Annotated in this window: 20 protein-coding genes; 2 read left to right on the forward strand and 18 right to left on the reverse strand. The window is 67.6% G+C overall.

The genetic code is table 11. The features are described 5' to 3' along the window. Nucleotides 1-129 precede the first annotated feature (129 nt). A complete protein-coding gene (locus GXN78_RS05755) occupies nt 130-1227 on the forward strand; it encodes a substrate-binding domain-containing protein (protein ID WP_106555263.1) in 1098 nt (365 codons plus the stop codon). Here the strand turns inward: GXN78_RS05755 and GXN78_RS05760 are convergent. From GXN78_RS05760 to GXN78_RS05830, 15 genes are all read right to left on the reverse strand, one after another. Further along, nucleotides 1224-1727, reverse strand: coding sequence for a hypothetical protein (locus tag GXN78_RS05760; protein ID WP_106555262.1), 504 nt, complete (start codon nt 1725-1727; stop codon nt 1224-1226). The genes GXN78_RS05755 and GXN78_RS05760 overlap by 4 nt on opposite strands. A gap of 253 nt (nt 1728-1980) precedes the next feature. Then, nucleotides 1981-2439 (reverse strand): DUF4259 domain-containing protein, encoded by a 459-nt coding sequence (locus GXN78_RS05765; protein WP_106555261.1) that lies wholly within the window; start codon nt 2437-2439, stop codon nt 1981-1983. After that, nucleotides 2436-3353, reverse strand: coding sequence for a DUF72 domain-containing protein (locus tag GXN78_RS05770; protein WP_106555260.1), 918 nt, complete (start codon nt 3351-3353; stop codon nt 2436-2438). Before GXN78_RS05770 ends, GXN78_RS05765 begins: the two co-directional genes overlap by 4 nt. 121 nt (nt 3354-3474) lie before the next feature. Next, a complete protein-coding gene (locus GXN78_RS05775) occupies nt 3475-4221 on the reverse strand; it encodes an ABC transporter ATP-binding protein (RefSeq protein ID WP_106555259.1) in 747 nt (248 codons plus the stop codon). Further along, on the reverse strand, nt 4218-6059 hold the full coding sequence (locus GXN78_RS05780; RefSeq protein WP_106555258.1) for a branched-chain amino acid ABC transporter ATP-binding protein/permease: 1842 nt from the start codon (nt 6057-6059) through the stop codon (nt 4218-4220). The genes GXN78_RS05775 and GXN78_RS05780 overlap by 4 nt, the downstream gene beginning before the upstream one ends. After that, the gene (locus GXN78_RS05785; RefSeq protein WP_106555257.1) at nt 6056-7084 is read right to left on the reverse strand and encodes a branched-chain amino acid ABC transporter permease; all 1029 of its coding nucleotides are present in this window, start codon (nt 7082-7084) and stop codon (nt 6056-6058) included. The genes GXN78_RS05780 and GXN78_RS05785 overlap by 4 nt, the downstream gene beginning before the upstream one ends. Before the next feature lie 92 nt (nt 7085-7176). Then, on the reverse strand, nt 7177-8328 hold the full coding sequence (locus GXN78_RS05790; RefSeq protein ID WP_106555256.1) for an ABC transporter substrate-binding protein: 1152 nt from the start codon (nt 8326-8328) through the stop codon (nt 7177-7179). Between the two features lie 34 nt (nt 8329-8362). Next, nucleotides 8363-9448, reverse strand: coding sequence for a 1,2-phenylacetyl-CoA epoxidase subunit PaaE (gene paaE, locus GXN78_RS05795; RefSeq protein WP_106555255.1), 1086 nt, complete (start codon nt 9446-9448; stop codon nt 8363-8365). A gap of 6 nt (nt 9449-9454) precedes the next feature. Beyond that, the gene (gene paaD / locus GXN78_RS05800; protein ID WP_106555254.1) at nt 9455-9988 is read right to left on the reverse strand and encodes a 1,2-phenylacetyl-CoA epoxidase subunit PaaD; all 534 of its coding nucleotides are present in this window, start codon (nt 9986-9988) and stop codon (nt 9455-9457) included. Next, nucleotides 9988-10761, reverse strand: a complete 774-nt coding sequence (paaC, locus tag GXN78_RS05805) for a 1,2-phenylacetyl-CoA epoxidase subunit PaaC (RefSeq protein WP_106555253.1) — start codon at nt 10759-10761, stop codon at nt 9988-9990. The genes paaD and paaC overlap by 1 nt, the downstream gene beginning before the upstream one ends. A 13-nt stretch (nt 10762-10774) precedes the next feature. Further along, entirely contained in the window at nt 10775-11041 is a 267-nt protein-coding gene (paaB, locus tag GXN78_RS05810) for a 1,2-phenylacetyl-CoA epoxidase subunit PaaB (RefSeq protein WP_239142798.1), read from the reverse strand. Between the two features lie 100 nt (nt 11042-11141). Further along, a complete protein-coding gene (gene paaA / locus GXN78_RS05815; protein ID WP_106555251.1) occupies nt 11142-12152 on the reverse strand; it encodes a 1,2-phenylacetyl-CoA epoxidase subunit PaaA in 1011 nt (336 codons plus the stop codon). 11 nt (nt 12153-12163) lie between these two features. Further along, entirely contained in the window at nt 12164-13483 is a 1320-nt protein-coding gene (paaK, locus tag GXN78_RS05820; RefSeq protein WP_106555250.1) for a phenylacetate--CoA ligase PaaK, read from the reverse strand. 35 nt (nt 13484-13518) lie between these two features. Then, nucleotides 13519-13956, reverse strand: coding sequence for a hydroxyphenylacetyl-CoA thioesterase PaaI (paaI, locus tag GXN78_RS05825; protein ID WP_106555249.1), 438 nt, complete (start codon nt 13954-13956; stop codon nt 13519-13521). A 17-nt stretch (nt 13957-13973) separates the two neighbouring features. Beyond that, complete coding sequence (locus GXN78_RS05830) at nt 13974-14777, reverse strand: enoyl-CoA hydratase-related protein (RefSeq protein WP_106555248.1); 804 nt, start codon at nt 14775-14777, stop codon at nt 13974-13976. A gap of 178 nt (nt 14778-14955) precedes the next feature. Between GXN78_RS05830 and GXN78_RS05835 the strand changes: the two genes are divergently transcribed. Further along, on the forward strand, nt 14956-15558 hold the full coding sequence (locus GXN78_RS05835; RefSeq protein WP_106555247.1) for a phenylacetic acid degradation protein PaaY: 603 nt from the start codon (nt 14956-14958) through the stop codon (nt 15556-15558). 4 nt (nt 15559-15562) lie between these two features. Here GXN78_RS05835 and GXN78_RS05840 read toward each other — a convergent pair whose 3' ends face one another. The 3 genes from GXN78_RS05840 to GXN78_RS05850 all read right to left on the reverse strand — a co-directional run bounded on the left by GXN78_RS05840 (nt 15563) and on the right by GXN78_RS05850 (nt 17692). Next, on the reverse strand, nt 15563-16219 hold the full coding sequence (locus tag GXN78_RS05840; RefSeq protein WP_106555246.1) for a TetR/AcrR family transcriptional regulator: 657 nt from the start codon (nt 16217-16219) through the stop codon (nt 15563-15565). A 72-nt stretch (nt 16220-16291) separates the two neighbouring features. Beyond that, nucleotides 16292-16750: a type II secretion system protein gene (locus tag GXN78_RS05845; protein WP_106555245.1), complete on the reverse strand. Its 459-nt coding sequence runs from the start codon at nt 16748-16750 to the stop codon at nt 16292-16294. Nucleotides 16751-16753: 3 nt separating this feature from the next. Continuing rightward, a complete protein-coding gene (locus GXN78_RS05850; RefSeq protein ID WP_146162984.1) occupies nt 16754-17692 on the reverse strand; it encodes a hypothetical protein in 939 nt (312 codons plus the stop codon). Nucleotides 17693-18052: the final 360 nt, after the last annotated feature.

The following is an 18052-nucleotide window of genomic DNA, read 5'->3' on the forward strand; positions in this document are numbered from 1 at the left end:
CGTGACAGTCAAGTCACCAGTATCGGCAAGCTGAGGCGCTCAACTTATGCAAACACTTGCATAGGTGACGGGCGACCTTTGCATAATCCTTCCGCTGTTCCCCGCCATTGCCGCCTTCGTTTCCCCAACGTGCAACAGATCGAACTGTCCTACGCCATCGCCCCGCGCCGCAGCGGCCGTACGCTGATTCGCAACCCGCTGATGGAGCTCCTGCATGCGGTGCGCGAGCACGGCTCCATCTCGTCCGCGGCGCGGGCGCTGGGCCTGTCGTACCGCCATGTCTGGGGCGAGCTCAGGCGCTGGGAGCAGAACCTCGGCCATCCGCTGGTGAGCGGCGAGCAGGGCCGCTCGGCGCAGTTGTCCGAGTTCGGCGACAAGCTGCTGTGGGCCGAGCGCCAGGCGCAGGCCCGGCTCGCGCCGCAGATCGAGGCCCTGCATGCCGACCTGGAGCGCGCCTTCGCGATGGCCTTTGACGACAGCCTGCATGTGCTCAGCCTGCACGCGAGCCACGACGATGCGCTGGTGCTGCTGCGCGCCCACGCGGCCGAGCGCGCGCGGCTGCAGCTCGACATCCGCTTCACCGGCAGCGTGGACGCGATCAGCGCGCTCAACCAGGGACGCTGCGTGATGGCGGGCTTCCACACGCTGGAGCGGCCGCCGGCCGGCTCGCTCGCGCAGCGCACCTACAAGCGGCTGCTCAAGCCCGGGCTGCACAAGATCATCGGCTTCGCGCGCCGCACCCAGGGCCTGATCGTCGCGCCCGGCAACCCGCTGGGCCTGCGCGGCCTCGCCGACGTCGCGCAGCTGCGCGCGCGCTACGTGAACCGCGCGCTCGGCACAGGCACGCGCGTGCTGCTCGACGAACTGCTGGCCCAGGAAGGGCTGGACGCGGATGCGCTCGACGGCTACGAACGCGACGAGCCCTCACACGCGGCCATCGCGCACGCAGTGGCCTCGGGCCGGGCGGATGCGGGCCTGGGCATCGAATCGGCGGCGCGCGGCGCGGGTCTGGGCTTCGTGCCGCTGGTGAACGAGCGCTACCACCTGGCTTGCCTCAAGTCGGCGCTGGACCAACCGGCCGTCCAGGCGCTGCTGGTGCTGCTGCGCAGCGCCGCCTGGCAGCATCAGCTCGGCACGCTCGCGGGCTACGAGAGCGCCGGCAGCGGCGAGGTGCAATCGCTGAGTGCGCTGCTGCCGTGGTGGAGCTTCAAGGGGCCGAAGCGCTAGGGCTCCAGCTTCCGGTCCTCGCGCTTGGCCTCCGCCATCTGCTCGGGCTCCAGCTCTTCCGCCGATCGATTGAGGTGGACGAACAGGCCCCATCCCGCCAGCAGCAGCCCGACCGAACACACCATGCCGCCCGCATAGAGCAGCTGCGCGGGATCGTCATGCGCTCTGAAGGTCGCGACCAGCCCTTCCACCGCCAGCGCGACCACGATGACGACCATGAAGCGCGACAGGAAACGCCGAACGCGGGTCGGCGCGCCGATGTGGGCGTCGCGCACCACTTCTTCTTCCGTGATGGTCTGCGCCACCTGCAGTGCGACCACCGCGGCTGCCAGCAGGCCGACCGCCTCGATGATCACTTCTGCCGCTGCGCGATCGAGGCCCTGCGCGAACGCCGACCAGCCGATGCGCGCCGACACCGCGATCAGCATCAGCGCAGCGCAGGCAAAGAGAAGCGCCATGAAGGCATGAATGCCGGAGAACACGCGCAGTAGCCATTTCATCGCGGGACTTCCATTTTTCTTGAATGGCGCAGTGTGGCGTCGTTTGCGATGCGCGGATGTCAGCCGGCGCCCCCCGTTTGGCGGGAGCGCCCAGTCCGCTGAATCATTGAAATGGGCGGTGAGGGGCGCCCGAGACGGGATGCGATGCAAGGCGCAAAGCGCAGCGATACCCGTAGGTATCGCGAGCATTTGCAACGCCGCAGCGCGCCCGTCTCGGGTGGACAGCACCGACCGATTTCAATGATTCAGGGGACTAGCGCCGAAGACGCGCCGCCAGCTGCCGCATGCCGATCGACCAGCGGTTCGGTTTCTCGTCCGCCCACTGCTGCGCGAGCTCGGAAACGGCAGGGTCCGCCACTCGCTCCACGGCGCGTACCGCACCCGGCGCCAGCGCACGCAGCTGCTCGCGCGGCATCGCGGCGAGGCATGGCACCACCTTCGTTCTCGGCGCTGCACTGCTGCCGAGGGCGCCGGCAATCGCCTCGCCGGCGGCAACGGCAGCAGCGCCGTCATCGGCATCGACGAAGCTCGCAACCAGCGCCAGCTCGATGGCCTGCGAGACCAGCTCCGCTTCCGCCGAGCGCGTGCATTCCGCCAGGAAGTCCTGCGCCGCATCGTTGTCGAAGGCGCCCTCGCCCCAGGCGCCCGCGTGGGCCGACAGAGTCAGCAGCGACGCGAGGGCGGCGATGCAGGCGTGCTTGAAGAAAATCATGCAGCGAATTCTCCACCAGGCCCCAGTCCCGTCGGCACGCCCAGCCGCAGCGCCAGGTTCGCGGCGTCGTAGGGCGCATGCACCTTGATGTCATTGTCGAAGTAGCAGTACACGTCGCGCCGGGCTCGTCGCGGCGCGGGGCGGGTCGAGGCCTTGCGTGCATCCTTCACCTGGCGGCCATGGCGCCAGGCATCGATGCGCGCGGCCCAGCGGTCGAGGGCGTCGTCGTCGTAGCCGCTCGCATACAGCTCCTTGTCCCCATGCAGCCGGAGGTAGACGAAGTCGGCCGTCAGATCCTCGAGCAGCGGCCAGCGTCCGGCTGTGTCGGCGACCACCAAAGCGATGTGGTGGCGGCGCAGCTGGGCAATGAAGTCCGCGTCGACGAAGCTCGGATGGCGCACTTCCACCGCGTGCCGCAGCGGCCGTTTCGCGGAGCGCTTGAGCCAGGTGCGGCCCTCGAGGCGATCGTCGTGCGTGCGCGCGAGGGCCAGCGCCGCACTCGTGTCGCGCGGCAGCAGCGAGAAGAAGTCGTCGAGACGATCCGGCTCGTAGGCCATCGAAGGCGGCAGCTGCCACAGGATCGGCCCCAGCTTGGCCCGCAGCGCCAGCACGCCCGAGGCCAGGAAGTTCGCCAATGCAGTGCGCACGTCCTTGAGCCGCAGCATGTGGGTGATGTAGCGCGAGCCCTTGACCGCGAACACGAAGCCTTCCGGCGTCTCGTCGTGCCAAGCCAGGTACGACTCGGGCCGCTGCAGCGAATAGAAGGAGCCGTTGAGCTCGATGGTGGGCAGCATGCGCGAGGCGAAGGCAAGCTCCTGGCGCTGTGGCAGCCCTTTGGGATAGAACTTGCCGCGCCAGGGCGCATAACGCCAGCCTGAGATGCCGACGCAGGTCTCGCCGGATCTTCCAGCCATGTTTTCCTGGCCTCCGGAAAGAGGCCTCTGCGGGCCCGCGCGGGATGCCGGGCCTCGGCGCGCGATTCTGTGCCGCGGCACGGCCACGCAGTGAAGGACAAGGCCGCGCCTGCCGCGCTCGCTATTCGACTTTGTCGGTGCGCGCCCCCAGCCCCAGGTAGGTGTCGATGATGCGGCGGTCGTGCAGCAACTCCGAAGCCGCACCCTGCAGCGCGACCGCGCCCATCTCCAGCACATAGGCGCGGTCGGCCACCTGCAAGGCGGCACGCGCGTTCTGCTCCACCAGCAGCACCGACACGCCGTGCTTGCGCAGCGAAGACACCACCTGCAGCACCTCGCGCACGATGAGCGGCGCCAGGCCCAGCGAGGGCTCGTCCAGCATCAGCAGGCGCGGGCGCGCCATCAGCGCACGGCCGATGGCCAGCATCTGCCGCTCGCCGCCCGAGAGCGTGGAGGCCAGCTGCGCGCGGCGCTCGGCCAGGCGCGGGAAGATGGCGAAGACCTCGTCCATGCGCTGGCGCTGGTCGCGCTCGCCGCGCCACCAGCGCGAGAAGCCGCCCAGGAGCAGGTTGTCCTCGACCGGCATCTCGCCGAAGAGCTCGCGCTTCTCGGGCACCAGGCCGACGCCGCGCGCCACCATCGCTTCCACGCTGATGCGCGTCATGGACTCGCCGCCCAGCAGCACCCGGCCGCGCGAGGGCAGCAGGCCCATGGCCGCGCACAGCAGCGTGGTCTTGCCTGCGCCGTTGGGGCCGATCACGGTGACGATCTCGCCGGTGTCGACACGCAGGTCGACGTGGTGCACCGCCTCGACCGGGCCGTAGGAGACGCAGAAGTCTTCCAGTTGGAGCAGAGCCGATGCACTCATGCCGTCTGCTCCACCAGGCGGCCTTCATTTGCGGGCTCGTCCACCCCGCCCAGATAGGCATCCAGCACCTTGGGATCGCGCTGCACCTCGGCCGGCGTGCCGCGCGCGATGACGGCGCCGAACTCCAGCACGGTGACGCGGTCGGCCAGGTTCATCACGAACTCCATGTCATGTTCCACCACCAGGATGCCCAGGCCCTCGGCACGCAGCTGGTCGAGCAAGGTGGCGAGGGCGCGTTTTTCCAGGTGGCGCAGGCCGGCCGCGGGCTCGTCCAGCAGCAGCACCGCGGGCTGGCCCGCCAGGGCGCGCGCGATCTCGACCACGCGCTGCTGGCCCAGCGCCAGCGAGCCTGCCGGGACTTCCGCGAATTCGCCGAGTCCGCAGCGTTCGATCTGCTGGCGCGCCTGCGCGAGCAGCGCGGCCTCCTCGGCACGGTCGAGCCGCAGCATCGAGGCGATCCAGCCGCGCTGTCCGCGCCGGTGCGCACCCAGCGCAACGTTCTCGATCACGCGGCGCTGGCCCAGCAGGCGCACATGCTGGAAGGTGCGGCCCAGGCCCAGCGCCGCGAAGGCCCGCGAAGGCTTGCCGGTCATCGGCCGGTCCATCAGCCGCACCTCGCCTTCGGTCGGATCGTCGACCCCCGAGATCATGTTGAAGAAGGTGCTCTTGCCCGCCCCGTTGGGCCCGATCAGCGCATGGATCTCGCCGGCCTTGACGTCGAGGCCGACGGCATCGTTGGCCACCAGGCCGCCGAAGCGCTTGGTCACGGCCTTGGCCTCCAGCACGACCTGCCCGCGCGGCGGCAAGGCGGTTTCGGGCAGCGCCAGCACGTGGCGCGGCGCACGCACTGCCGCGGGCTTCAGGAAGCGGTTGCAAAGCCGCGCGAGCGTCGGCCACAGCCCGTCGGCGAAGCGCTGCAGCACCACCAGCATCAGCAGGCCGAACACGATGACCTCGAAGTTGCCGCTCGATCCGAGCAGGCTGGGCAGGATGTCCTGCAGCTGCTCCTTCAGCAGGGTGATCAGCGCCGCGCCCAGCACCGCGCCCCACAGATGGCCCGCGCCGCCGACCACGGCCATGAACAGGTACTCGATGCCGATGTTGAGGTTGAAGGGCGTGGGGTTGATGAAGCGCTGCAGATGCGCGTAGAGCCAGCCCGACAGGGCCGCCAGCAGCGCCGCCAGCACGAAGACCTTGATGCGGTAGCGGCCGGTGTCCACGCCCATCGACTCGGCCATCACCCGGCCTCCCTTGAGTGCGCGGATGGCGCGGCCCTCGCGCGAGTCGAGCAGGTTGTGCAGCGCCCACAGCGCGAGCAGCAGCACGCCCCAGATGACCAGGCCCAGCGAGCGTGGCGAGGCGAAAGAAACGCCGGCGACCACGATCGCCGGCACGCCCGCCACGCCGGTGTGGCCGCCGAGGAACTCGAGGTTGCCGAACAGGAAGTAGAAGCTCAGCCCCCACGCGATGGTGCACAGCGGCAGGTAGTGGCCCGACAGCCGCAGCGTGATCGCACCCAGGCCCCAGGCGATGAGGAAGGTCACGGCGATGCCGAACAGCAGGCCGATCCACGGCAGCAGCGCCGGGCTGATGCCGCCCAGCGCCGAGGCGACCATCGGCGAAGTGCAGATCCACGCCGTGGCATAGGCGCCGGTGCCGACGAAGGCGGCCTGGCCGAAGGAAGTCATGCCGCCCACGCCGGTGAGCATGACGAGGCCGGCCGCGACCAGGGCGTAGAGGCCGATGTAGCTGAGCACCGTGACCGAGAAGTCCGGCAGGAAGCCCCACACCGCCGCAAGCGCGAGGATGAAGGCCAGCGTCAAATGCCGCCGCGTCATTCTTCATCCTCCACATGCCGGCTGCTGAGCGAGCGCCACCACAGCACGGGAATGATCAGCGTGAAGACGAACACCTCCTTGAAGGCGCTGGCCCAGAACGAAGAGAAGGCCTCGAGCTGGCCCACGATCAGCGCGCCGACCAGGGCCAGCGGGTAGCTGGCCAGCCCGCCGACGATGGCGGCCACGAAGCCCTTCAGGCCGATCAGGAAGCCGGTGTCGTAGTAGATGGTCGTGATGGGCGCGATCAGCAGGCCCGAGACCGCGCCGATCGCCGCGGCCAGCGCGAAGCTCAGGTCGCCCGAGAGCCCGGTGGGGATGCCCATCAGCCGCGCGCCCACGCGGTTGATCGCGGTGGCGCGCAGTGCCTTGCCCACGATCGAGCGTTCGAAGAACAGGAACATCAGCACCACCAGCGCGGCCGTGACGGCCACCACCACCAGCGCCTGGCCGGTGATCGCGACGCCGCCCAGGTCCAGCCGCATCTCCGAGAAGGCCGGCGTGCGCGAGCCCTCGGCGCCGAAGAAGAGCAGCCCCAGCCCCACCAGCACGCCATGCAGCGCCACCGAGACGATCAGCAGCGTCAGCACGGTCGCATCGGCGAGCGGCCGGTAGGCCAGCCGGTAGAGCAGCGGGCCCAGCGGCACGATCACGGCGAGCGCGGCGACCGTCTGCGTGAACTGCGACTCGGGCCGCAGCAGCAGCACCAGCGCGCAGGCCACCAGCGGCAGCACCACGCACCAGGCGAGGGTCGAGGCCCAGTCGACGGCCGCGCCGCGCTTCCAGCGCCACAGCTCCACGACGAGCGCCGCGGCCGCCAGCACCAGCAGCAGCCACAGCGTGGCCGGCACGTGGCCGGCCTGCAGCGCCACCACCGACAGCGCGCTGAAGGCCACGAATTCCCCTTGCGGGATGAAGATGACGCGGGTCACGGAGAACACCAGCACCAGGGCCAGCGCCATGAGCCCGTAGATCGCCCCGTTGACGATACCGTCCTGCCCCAGGATCAAGGCGATTTGCATGTCCATGCAGCTACTCCGGCGCGGCGCGCACAGGGCCGGCACGATGCCAGGCCTGCGCGCGCAGTCGCACGCATGCTCCGGTTAAAGGTCTACTCGGCTCAGTCTTGTGGTTGGTATTTCCAGGCGCCGTTCTCGATCTTGACCATCACGCGCGCGCGCTGGTCGAGGCCCAGGTGGTCGGTGGGCGACATGGTGAAGATGCCATGCGCGCCGGGGAGGTTCTTCACCTCTTCCAGTGCATCGCGCAGCGCGGCGCGAAAGGCCGGCGTGCCGGGCTGCGCCTTCTTGAGCGCGACGGGAATCGCGGCGCTCATGATCAGGCCGGCATCCCAGGCATGGCCGCCGAAGGTGGACACGCTGCCCTTGCCGTTGGCCGCCTCGTAGGCGTTGACGTAGGCCAGCGCGGACTTCTTGAGCGGATGCGAATCCGGCAGCTGCGACGCCACCAGCATCGGGCCGGAAGGCAGCAGCGTGCCCTCGACGTCCTTGCCGCCGACGCGCAGGAAATCGGCGTTGGCGACGCCGTGGGTCTGGTAGACCTTGCCGGCGTAGCCGCGCTCCTTGAGCGTTTTCTGCGGCAGCGCGGCCGGCGTGCCCGAACCGGCGATCAGCACGGCATCGGGCTTGGCGGAGATCAGCTTGAGCGACTGGCCGGTGACCGAGGTGTCGCTGCGCGCATAGCGCTCGCTGGCCACGACCTTGAGCTTCTTGAGCTCGGCCGCCTTGGTGAATTCCTGGAACCAGCCTTCGCCATAGGCGTCGGAGAAGCCGATGAAGCCCACCGTCTTCACGCCGTTGGCGGCCATGTGTTCGGCGATGGCGAGCGACATCATGATGTCGTTCTGCGGCGTCTTGAAGACCCACTTGCGCTTGGCATCCATGGGCTCGACGATGCGCGACGAGGCCGCCATCGAGATCATCGGCACCTTCTCTTCGGCCACCACGTCGATCATGGCCAGCGAGTTCGGCGTGACGGTCGAGCCGAGCACGATGTCGACCTTGTTCTCGCTGATCAGCTTGCGCGTGTTCGACACCGCGGCGGTGGTGTCGGAGGCGTCGTCGAGCACGATGTAGTTGATCTTCTGCCCGCCGATGGTCTTGGGCATCAGCCCGATGGTGTTCTTCTCGGGGATGCCGAGGGAGGCGGCCGGCCCGGTCGCCGACAGCGTCACGCCGACGTTGACGTCGGCCTGCGCGGCGAAGGCCATGGCGCACAGCAGTGCCACGCCGAGGCGGGTGAAAGAATTCATGAACAGTCTCCGGTAGTTGATAAATCGCCCGCGCTCAGCGTTCGTCGAAGGACAGCCGCACGCGCTCGGTCAGGGGATGTGCCTGGCAGGTGAGGATAAAGCCGCCTGCGACCTCATTCTTGTCGAGCGCGAAGTTGCGCTCCATCCGCACTTCCCCTTCCAGGAGCCTGGCACGGCAGGTGCCGCACACGCCCGAGGTGCAGGAGTACGGCACCTCCAGGCCGGCAGAGGACGCGGCGTCGAGAATGCTGGGCTGCCCCTTGGTGAAGGGGATCTCGCGGGCCAGCCCGTCGCGCACGATGGTGATGCGCGCCGTCTCGGCATCGCCCGGCTGCGGCTCGTGCACCACCGCGCCCACGGTGCCGGTGGGCGACTGGGCCAGGCCGAAGCGCTCGATGTGGATGCGCTCCTCGGGCACGCCGGCTTCCAGCAGCGCCGCCTCGGCCTCGTCGTTCATCTGGAAGGGGCCGCAGATGTAGACGTGGTCGATGCTGCCGGGCGGCACCAGGCCCTGCAGGAACTCGGCGATCTTTTCGCGGTTCATCAGGCCCGCGTTGATCGGCACGTCGGTGTGCTCGTCGGAGAACACGAGCTGCAGCGACAGGCGCGTCATGTAGCGGTTCTTCAGGTCCTCGATCTCCTCCTTGAACATCGTGGACCGGAGCTGCCGGTTGCCGTAGATGAGCGTGAAGCGCGACTGCGGCTCGCGCGCCAGCACGGTCTTCATGATCGAGAGGATGGGCGTGATGCCGCTGCCGCCCGCGATGCCCACGTGGTGCCGGCGCGCCTTGGGCTCGATGGGCACGAAGAAGCGGCCTTGCGGCGCCATCACATGCAGCGTGTCGCCGGGCTGGAGCGAGCTGTTGATCCAGTTGGAGAACAGGCCCTGCTGCACCTTGCGCACGCCCACGCGCAGCTCGCCGTCGTCGACGCCGGCGCAGATGGAATAGGAGCGGCGCAGGTCCTGGCCGTCGATCTCCTTGCGCAGGGTGAGGTACTGGCCCTGGGTGAAGCCGAAGACACCGCGCAAGTCCTCGGGCACGTCGAAGGACACGACCACCGCCTCGGCGGTGTCCGGCTCGATGCTGCGCACGCGCAGCGGATGGAAGATGACGCTCATGGGGCCTCAGAGGGGTTTGAAGTGCTCGAAGGGCTCGCGGCAATCCAGGCAGCGGTACAGCGACTTGCAGGCCGTGGAGCCGAAGGCCGAAAGACGCTCGGTGTGGGCGCTGCCGCAATGCGGGCAAGCCACCGGCGCGGCGGCCTGGCGCCGCACCAGGCGGATCGGGACCGCGCCGCCGGGCAAGGCCGCCGCGCCCGGCGGTGCGATGCCGTACTCGCGCAGCTTGCGCTTGCCTTCGGCGCTGATCCAGTCGGTGGTCCAGGCCGGCGCGCGGCGCAGCGTCACGCAGGCCGGGCCGAGTCCCGCAGCGTCCAGGGCTTCGAGCACGCTGCGCTCGATCACCTCGGTGGCCGGGCAGCCGGAATAGGTCGGCGTGAGCACGATCTCCAGGCCCTCCTCTTGCGGCAGCACCTCGCGCACGATGCCCAGGTCGCAGACCGACAGCGCCGGCACCTCGGGATCGAGCACCGTGCCCAGCACGTCCCAGGCGTGCGCGACGCGGGCCTCGTCGGCGGCAGGAGAGCGCAATGCATTCATCACCACACTCCGCCCGGATAGGCGCGCTGCAGGTGCTGCATCTCGGCCAGGATGTAGCCCATGTGCTCGCTGTGCACGCCGCGCTTTCCGGTGCTCATGAAGGCCGACTCCGCCGGCATGGCCAGCGTGGCCTCTTCGAGCACCGAAGCCATCTCGGCGAACCAGGCCTCGCGCAGCTCGGACCAGGCCGGGCCCAGGCCACCGGCGCGCGCCGCTTCGTCGACGGCATCGGCCGCGAAGAGCTCGGGCACGTAGCGCCACAGCTGGGCCAGCGCGGCCTCCATGCGCGAGCGCGATTCTTCGGTGCCGTCGCCCAGGCGCACCACCCAGTCGGCCGCATGCTGCTGGTGGTAGCGCGCTTCCTTGATGGCCTTGGCGGCGATGGCGGCCACCTCGGCATCGCTCGAGGCTTCGAGCTTTTCCCAGAGCAGCTTGAGCAAAGTTGCGGCCATCGCGTTGCGCAGCACGCTGAAGGCGAAGTCGCCGCGCGGCAGCTCGACCAGCGTGGCGTTGAAGTAGTCGCGCTCGTCGCGCAGGAAGGCCAGCTGGTCCTCGTCGTGCGCGCGGCCCTCGAGCTGACCGGCGCGGGTGAGGAGCGCGCGCGCCTGGCCCACCAGGTCCAGCGCCATGTTGGTCATGGCGATGTCTTCTTCGAGCGCCGGCGCATGGCCGCACCATTCGCCCAAGCGCTGCGAGAGGATGAGGCAGGTGTCGGCGATGCGCAGCAGGTACTGCACGGAAGCGCTGCGGTCGAGTTCGATGGAGGCTTGCATGGGGCGCTTCACCTCACATGTGGTCGACCGACTTCGGCAACGCGTAGAAGGTCGGGTGGCGGTAGACCTTGTCTTCCGCCGGGTCGAAGAACATGTCCTTGTCGCCCGGGTCGCTGGCGACGATCTGGTCGGAGCGCACCACCCACACGCTCACGCCTTCCTGGCGCCGCGTGTAGACGTCGCGCGCCATCTGCAGCGCCATCTTCGGATCGGGCGCATGCAGGCTGCCGCAGTGCTTGTGGTCCAGCCCGGCCTTGCTGCGGACGAACACTTCCCACAGCCCACTCCGTCCTTCTCGCAGCCGGCAGCGGCGTTTGTTGCTCGAACTCCACCCACGACCTCCCCCCATTCAGGGAAGGGCGCGCGCCGTTGAACGGTGCTCATGCTGCCAACCTTTCTGCTCGTTCGTGCTTTGCCGCATGGGCCAGCGCGGCTTCGCGCACCCAGGCGCCCTCGTCCCAGGCCTTGACGCGCGCGCCGAGCCGCTCGCGGTTGCAAGGCCCGTCGCCCGCGATCACGCGCCAGAACTCGGCCCAATCGATAGCGCCATGGTCATGCGCCTGGCGCTCCTCGTTCCACTTGAGTTCCGGATCGGGCAGGGTCACGCCCAGCACCTTGGCCTGTTCGACCGCGGCATCGATGAACTTCTGCCGCAGCTCGTCGTTGGTAAAGCGCTTGATGCCCCAGCGCATGGACTGCGCGCTGTTGGGCGACTGGTCGTCGGGCGGGCCGAACATCATGATGGAGGGCCACCACCAGCGGTTCACCGCGTCCTGCACCATGGCCTTCTGCGCCTCGGTGCCGTGCTGCATGATGGTGAGCAGCGCCTCGTAGCCCTGGCGCTGGTGGAAGCTCTCTTCGCGGCAGATGCGGATCATGGCGCGCGCATAGGGCGCGTAGGAGCAGCGGCAGATCGGCACCTGGTTCATGATCGCCGCACCGTCCACCAGCCAGCCGATGGTGCCCATGTCGGCCCAGGTCAGCGTCGGGTAGTTGAAGATCGAGCTGTACTTGGCCTTGCCGGTGTGCAGGGCGTTCAGCATCTGGTCGCGGCTGGTGCCCAGGGTCTCGGCGGCGGCGTAAAGATAAAGGCCATGGCCGCCCTCGTCCTGCACCTTGGCCAGCAGGATGGCCTTGCGCTTCAACGTGGGTGCGCGGCTGATCCAGTTGCCCTCGGGCAGCATGCCGACGATCTCGGAATGCGCATGCTGGCTGATCTGGCGCACCAGCGTCTTGCGGTAGTGCTCGGGCATCCAGTCCTTGGCTTCGATGAAGCCGCCGGCATCGATGCGCTCGTCGAAGCGCTCTTCCAGCCGCAACTCTTCGGCCGAGCGCACGGCCTTGGGGCCGTCCTTGTCCTTGCCCATGGTGTCCATGGCTTGGGTGTACATGGCGTGTCCTTTCAGTTCTTGGGACGCTCGTCGACGACGCGCCGGGCCTTGCCGGTCAGCGTGCGCTCAAGCGTGGCGGGGGGCTGCACCAGCACCGTGGTCGAGATGCCGACCAGGGTCTTCACACGCTGCTGCACCCACTGGGCGATCTGGTCGCATTCGGCATCGGGAATGCCTGCGGCCCCCTGCTGCAGCTCGCAGCGCACCTCCACGTGGTCCAGGTGGCCTTCGCGGCCGACCTTGATCAGATACTGGCCCGAGAGCTTCTCGTGCGCCAGCACGATCTCCTCGATCTGCGTCGGGAAGACGTTGACGCCGCGGATGATCAGCATGTCGTCGCTGCGACCGACGATCTTGCCCATGCGGCGGAAGCTGCGCGAGGTGGGCGGCAAGAGGCGCGTGAGATCGCGCGTGCGGTAGCGAATGATCGGCAGCGCCTCCTTGGTGAGCGAGGTGAAGACCAGTTCGCCCTCCTCGCCGTCGGGCAACACCTCGCCGGTCTCGGGGTGGATGATCTCGGGATAGAAATGGTCTTCCCAGACCACCGGACCGTCCTTGCTCTCGATGCACTCGCTGGCCACGCCCGGGCCCATCACTTCCGACAGGCCGTAGATGTCGACCGCGTCCATCCCGCCCTTGTGCTCGATCTCGCGGCGCATGGCCTCGGTCCAGGGTTCGGCGCCGAAGATGCCGACCTTGAGCGAGTTCTCGCGCGCATCCAGCCCCTGGCGCTGGAACTCCTCGATGATCACCTGCATGTAGCTGGGCGTGACCATGATGATGTCGGGCCGGAAGTCGCGGATCAGCTGCACCTGCTTCTCGGTCTGGCCGCCCGACATCGGGATCACGGTGCAGCCGGCGCGCTCGGCGCCGTAGTGCGCGCCCAGGCCGCCGGTGAAGAGGCCGTAGCCGTAGGCCACGTGCACGATGTCGCCGGGCCGCCCGCCCGCGGCGCGGATCGAGCGCGCCACGAGATTCGCCCAATGCTCGATGTCCTGCAGGGTGTAGCCCACCACGGTCGGCTTGCCGGTGGTGCCCGAGGATGCGTGGATGCGCGCCACCTGCTCGCGCGGCACCGCGAACATGCCGAAGGGATAGTTGTCGCGCAGGTCCTTCTTGACGGTAAAGGGGAACTTCGCGATGTCGCTCAGTTGCTTCAGGTCGTCGGGATGCACGCCGCGCGCCTCGAAGGCCTGGCGGTAGTGCGGCACCTGGTCGTAGGCACGCTGCAGGGTGGCCTTCAGGCGCTGCAGCTGGAGTGCGGCGATCTCGTCGCGGCTGGCAGCTTCGATGGGCTCGAGCTCGCCGGGCGCGGGGCGTTTCACGGGCATGGGAAGTTCTCCTTGAGACTTGGCGGCTGCTACGTTCAGGCCGGTGCGACCGGCTTGCCCTTGAGTGTGTAGGAACGCCCGCGGAACACCGCGACCCGCTCGCCGCGCTGGTTCATCACCTCCGTGTCGTAGACGCCCGTGCGGCCGGCCTTCGAGACCTCGACGCAGCGCGCGACCAGGCGGTCGCCCTGGCGCGCAGGCGCGACGAAATCGATGCCGAAGCCGGAAGCCACCGTCACCTCGTTGTAGGAGTTGCAGGCATAGGCAAAGGCCGAATCGGCCAGCGCCGAGATGAACCCGCCGTGGCAGATGTCGTGGCCGTTGAGCATGTCCTCGCGCACGGTCATGGTGACGTCGGCGCGGCCGGGCGCGATGGCCTCGATCTCCATGCCGAGGCCGCGCACGGCGCGGTCGTTGGCGAACATGGCATCGCGCACGCGTTCGGCGGTTTGCTGGGCGTTGGTGTCGCTCATCGATGGGGCTTTCGTTCTCAACGGTCGTTGAACTGCGGCAGGCGCTTGGCGCGGAAGGCCTCCACGCCTTCGCGGTAGTCGGCAGCGGCGCCGAGTTCGCGCTGCAGCGCGGCTTCGCGCGCAAGCGCGGCGGGCAGGTCCAGCGACTGGGCATCGGCCAGCGCCTGCCGCGTCGCCACCAGCGCGCGCAAGGGCATCGCGGCCAGGCGATGCGCCAGGCCTTCGACGGTGAGGTTGAGCTCGTCGTCCTCCACGCACTTCCAGATGAGGCCCATCTGCGCCGCCTCGGCCGCCGGCAGCTTGTCGCCCAGCAGGGCCAGGCCCAGCGCGCGCGCCTGGCCCACCAGCCGCGGCAGCAGCCACGTGCCGCCGGTGTCGGGCACCAGGCCGATCTTGGTAAAGGCCTGGATGAAGCTGGCCGAGCGGCCGGCCACCACCAGGTCGCAGGCGAGCGCCAGGTTGGCGCCCGCGCCGGCCGCGACGCCGTGGACCTCCGCGATCACCGGCACGGGCATCGAGCGGATGCGCAGCACGAGAGGCGCGTAGAGAGATTCGATTACCTGGCCCAGGTCCTTGGGCGCGGCGCCCGGCGTGAAGTCGGGCGCAACCATCGGGTCGGACAGGTCTTGCCCGGCGCAGAAGGCGCGCCCCGAGCCGCCCAGCACGACACAGCGCACGGCGCTGTCGGCCGCGGCCTCGTCCAGCGCGGCCATGAGCTCGGCATGCAGCTGCGAGGTGAAACTGTTGAGCGCCTCCGGCCGGTTGAGCTGGAGCGTGCGCACGGCGCCCGAATGGGTGATACGTACCAGGGGTTCGTTCATCGTGGTGCTGGGATGTGGGGTTGACGATCGGCCCAAGGAAGGCGTCTCGAATAATTGACCGACCGTTCGGTTGATTATAGGATTCGCGGTCTTGCCCTCGCAAGCTTTAGTCCTCGGTGCTAACCCTGAAGGCTAGCGCGGGCCGCCCATTTTTCCAATCGTTACGAAAGCGGATCTCATGCCCTGCTATGCGCTCGAAGGCGTGGTGCCGGTGGTCGACCCTGGCGCCTATGTCCACCCCACCGCCGTTCTGATCGGCGACGTCATCGTCGGGCCCGTCTGCTACGTCGGCCCCGGCGCCAGCCTGCGCGGCGACTTCGGCCGCATCGTCCTGGAGCGCGGCTCCAACGTGCAGGACAACTGCGTGATCCACGGCTTCCCGGACCAGGACACGGTGGTGGAAGAAAACGGCCACATCGGCCATGGCGCGGTGCTGCACAGCTGCGTGGTGCGGCGCGACGCGCTGGTGGGCATGAACGCGGTGGTGATGGACGAGGCCGAGGTCGGCGAATCGGCCATCGTCGCGGCCTGCGCCTTCGTGCCGGCCGGCATGAAGGTGCCGGCGCGCAGCCTGGTGACCGGCGTGCCGGCCCGGGTGCGGCGCCAGCTCGGCGACGAAGAAATCGCCTGGAAGCAGGAGGGCACGCAGACCTACCAGGACCTCACCCGCCGCTGCCTCGCCAGCCTGGTCGAGGTGCAACCGCTGGCGGCGGCGGAAGAGAACCGGCCGCGCCTGCAGTCGCCGGACGTGCGCCCGCTGATCGCAACGCGGCGCGGCTGAGACCTCAGCGCAGCTTGCGCGCGCCGGCGGTCGCGCGATCGGCCTTCGCCGCCAGCGCGGGCGGCAGCGCCACTGCCCGCACGCCGCCGAAGAACAGGTCGGCGACGATCTCGCCGATCGCCTCGTGGTCGAGCTCGCGCCCGGGCTTCATCCAGGTGAACATCCAGTTGATCATGCCGAAGAGCAGCATGGCCATTGGCTTGCCGAGCTTGCTCTGCGCATCCTCGCCGCGCACCTCGGCGATGGTTCGCGCGAAGGCCGCGACCACGCGCCGCTCGACGCCGATGATGCGGGCCTGGTCCTCCTCGCGCAGGAAACGCACGTCCTCGGTCAGCACGCGCTGGGCGTTCTGGGCCATGGCGTACTCGGCCACGAAGCTGCGGATCAGCGCGGCGAGCCGGGCCTCGGGCGTGGAGTGCTCGCGCATGACCTCTTCCACCACCGCTTCGAGGCGCTGCACATGCTCCTCGGCGATGCGCACGGCGAGGTCGTGCTTGTCGCGCACGTAGTGGTAGAGCGTGGCCTTGGACACGCCGCAGGCCGCGGCCACCTCGTTCATCGAGGTGCCCGCATAGCCGCGCTGCGCGAACAGTTGCGCCGCGTTGGAAAGAATCATTTCTCGCTGGCCGTCGTAGCCAGCCGGGTCACGCACGCGAGCCATCCGGCAGCGCCCTTTCCGATTGATGTGAGATCTGCGTCGACAGAAGATGCAGATGATGACATGCGCACCAGATCAAGCGCCGTCGTAGATGAACCGCCAATCCTGGTAGCCAAGCGCCGAGCCCGGCCGCACGGTCGCTTCGTTCGGGCTCTTCGCGCGTATCGGCGATTTCGACGAACTGCTGGCCACGCCCCAGATGCCCCCTTGCGGCGCCAGAAGCGGCGTGAACGCCTTCGCGGTCATGGGGTCGGCGTAGAGCTGGCGCAGATAGCGCCGCGTCACCAGATGCCGGGAATCCTTCAACAGGTCTTCGAGCCGCGCCGGGTATCGGCGCTGTCCGCCGGGTGTGCTCAGGTAGTAGTCCTTGATCGCCTGGCGGTACAGGGCGCCCACATGCACGAGTTCCGCTTCCCGTTCGCGCTGGGCCGAGGTCGTGTAGACCTCCACCGCCTTGCCGGTGCCGAGCGACAGCACCGCCACGGCAAGCAGCATGAACAGATAGCCGACCCCGCGTTGACGCTCGCGCTGCATGCGCTACCAGGACGCGAAGGCGATGGCGGCCAAACGCTGGTGCAACTTTTCTGCCTCTTCGCGTCGACCCGATCGAATGCGGGCAACGGCCAAGTTGGCGAGGACAAGAGGCTCGTCCGCTTGCTCGGTATTCAGCCGCTCGAAGATTTCGGAGGCTCCCGCCAGATCATTCGTGCGGATCAAGGACACGCCCATGTTGATCAACGCCCTCCGACAAAGCGCGCTCACCGCGATGGCCGGAGCAAGCGTTCTTTTTGAGGTAGACGTCATGATCCGACGACCCGAAGCAGGCCCCGCAGTGGTAGAAGACTTTGGATGCTTTGGCGCTGCAGACTCGAGAAATTGTCGACACATCAACTTGCTCGCTATTGCGATGACGCCACCTTCCTGTGCATCACCGATCCCGAAGTTTCGAATCAATACCGCCTCGTTTCTGATCGCGAACTCCAACAGGTTTTTTGAACAGCAAAAACCATCCCAGCCGGAATTAATGCTTGAGACCAGCTCTTGCGCAGCACGCGCGCCATCAAGCACAACAATCCAGGTAGTTTCAAATTTATCCAGCAACAAGATCACATCATCATCTTTAATGAGAGATTTTTTTGCAAGACCAAAATATCTGGGGCCCTCGACGGATGGAACGCACCATTCAGCCGTCTCCGTCGAAGTGGCGGCGAGGTTTATGCCCACTGATTTCCAGAATTTTTTATGATTTGCAATCTTGGTTTTTGGCTGAGGTATTTCATGACCGGCAATCAACCAGTATTCTGCTTGAGGGAATAGCTTATTTATCTGAACAGAGATCTCTGATAAAGCTATGGCAATGGCAGAAGCAGAATTCAAAGCAGGCCCAACAATCTCAAGACCTTCGCATCCGGACGCCTGAAGCGTGGTGACGATGCTTAGATTCCATTTGGCATCAGTAAAGGAACGCATCATCATGATTCAATATTCAAAATGCCGGTTGCTTGGATGATTGAAGTGTGGACCTCGATTTTGAGGGTCATTTGATCCAAAATTGTGTCCTCCAGCATCATCCCTGATAGTTACACGCCGCTCGATGCCGTTTGGCTTTGGCATAGCGTAGTGATATTGCCGCCCCGGTTGTGGGTTACCTCGACGATCGACATTGGAAGTTACCGAGGCTGGTTGTTGACTAATCGGTATTTCATTTAGACGTTTCGCCTCATTCAGGGCACACTGCCCAGCTCCCTGTGGCGTATAACTTGGCGGGCGGGCTCCGCCGGCAATTCCCGATCCACCTGACCAATTGCCGCCCCCGCCACCACCATGGTGTACCTG

The sequence above is a fragment of the Variovorax sp. WS11 genome (genome assembly GCF_010499245.1).
GTDB lineage: Bacteria > Pseudomonadota > Gammaproteobacteria > Burkholderiales > Burkholderiaceae_C > Variovorax.

Excerpts from the sequence above, each read along its gene's own strand:
- GXN78_RS05760 (WP_106555262.1), bottom strand. The coding sequence starts at position 1,727 with ATGAAATGGCTACTGCGCGTGTTCTCCGGCATTCATGCCTTCATGGCG.
- GXN78_RS05765 (WP_106555261.1), bottom strand. The coding sequence starts at position 2,439 with ATGATTTTCTTCAAGCACGCCTGCATCGCCGCCCTCGCGTCGCTGCTG.
- GXN78_RS05770 (WP_106555260.1), bottom strand. The coding sequence starts at position 3,353 with ATGGCTGGAAGATCCGGCGAGACCTGCGTCGGCATCTCAGGCTGGCGT.
- GXN78_RS05775 (WP_106555259.1), bottom strand. The coding sequence starts at position 4,221 with ATGAGTGCATCGGCTCTGCTCCAACTGGAAGACTTCTGCGTCTCCTAC.
- GXN78_RS05780 (WP_106555258.1), bottom strand. The coding sequence starts at position 6,059 with ATGACGCGGCGGCATTTGACGCTGGCCTTCATCCTCGCGCTTGCGGCG.
- GXN78_RS05785 (WP_106555257.1), bottom strand. The coding sequence starts at position 7,084 with ATGGACATGCAAATCGCCTTGATCCTGGGGCAGGACGGTATCGTCAAC.
- GXN78_RS05790 (WP_106555256.1), bottom strand. The coding sequence starts at position 8,328 with ATGAATTCTTTCACCCGCCTCGGCGTGGCACTGCTGTGCGCCATGGCC.
- paaE (WP_106555255.1), bottom strand. The coding sequence starts at position 9,448 with ATGAGCGTCATCTTCCATCCGCTGCGCGTGCGCAGCATCGAGCCGGAC.
- paaD (WP_106555254.1), bottom strand. The coding sequence starts at position 9,988 with ATGAATGCATTGCGCTCTCCTGCCGCCGACGAGGCCCGCGTCGCGCAC.
- paaC (WP_106555253.1), bottom strand. The coding sequence starts at position 10,761 with ATGCAAGCCTCCATCGAACTCGACCGCAGCGCTTCCGTGCAGTACCTG.
- paaA (WP_106555251.1), bottom strand. The coding sequence starts at position 12,152 with ATGTACACCCAAGCCATGGACACCATGGGCAAGGACAAGGACGGCCCC.
- paaK (WP_106555250.1), bottom strand. The coding sequence starts at position 13,483 with ATGCCCGTGAAACGCCCCGCGCCCGGCGAGCTCGAGCCCATCGAAGCT.
- paaI (WP_106555249.1), bottom strand. The coding sequence starts at position 13,956 with ATGAGCGACACCAACGCCCAGCAAACCGCCGAACGCGTGCGCGATGCC.
- GXN78_RS05830 (WP_106555248.1), bottom strand. The coding sequence starts at position 14,777 with ATGAACGAACCCCTGGTACGTATCACCCATTCGGGCGCCGTGCGCACG.
- GXN78_RS05835 (WP_106555247.1), top strand. The coding sequence starts at position 14,956 with ATGCCCTGCTATGCGCTCGAAGGCGTGGTGCCGGTGGTCGACCCTGGC.
- GXN78_RS05840 (WP_106555246.1), bottom strand. The coding sequence starts at position 16,219 with ATGGCTCGCGTGCGTGACCCGGCTGGCTACGACGGCCAGCGAGAAATG.
- GXN78_RS05845 (WP_106555245.1), bottom strand. The coding sequence starts at position 16,750 with ATGCAGCGCGAGCGTCAACGCGGGGTCGGCTATCTGTTCATGCTGCTT.
- GXN78_RS05850 (WP_146162984.1), bottom strand. The coding sequence starts at position 17,692 with ATGATGATGCGTTCCTTTACTGATGCCAAATGGAATCTAAGCATCGTC.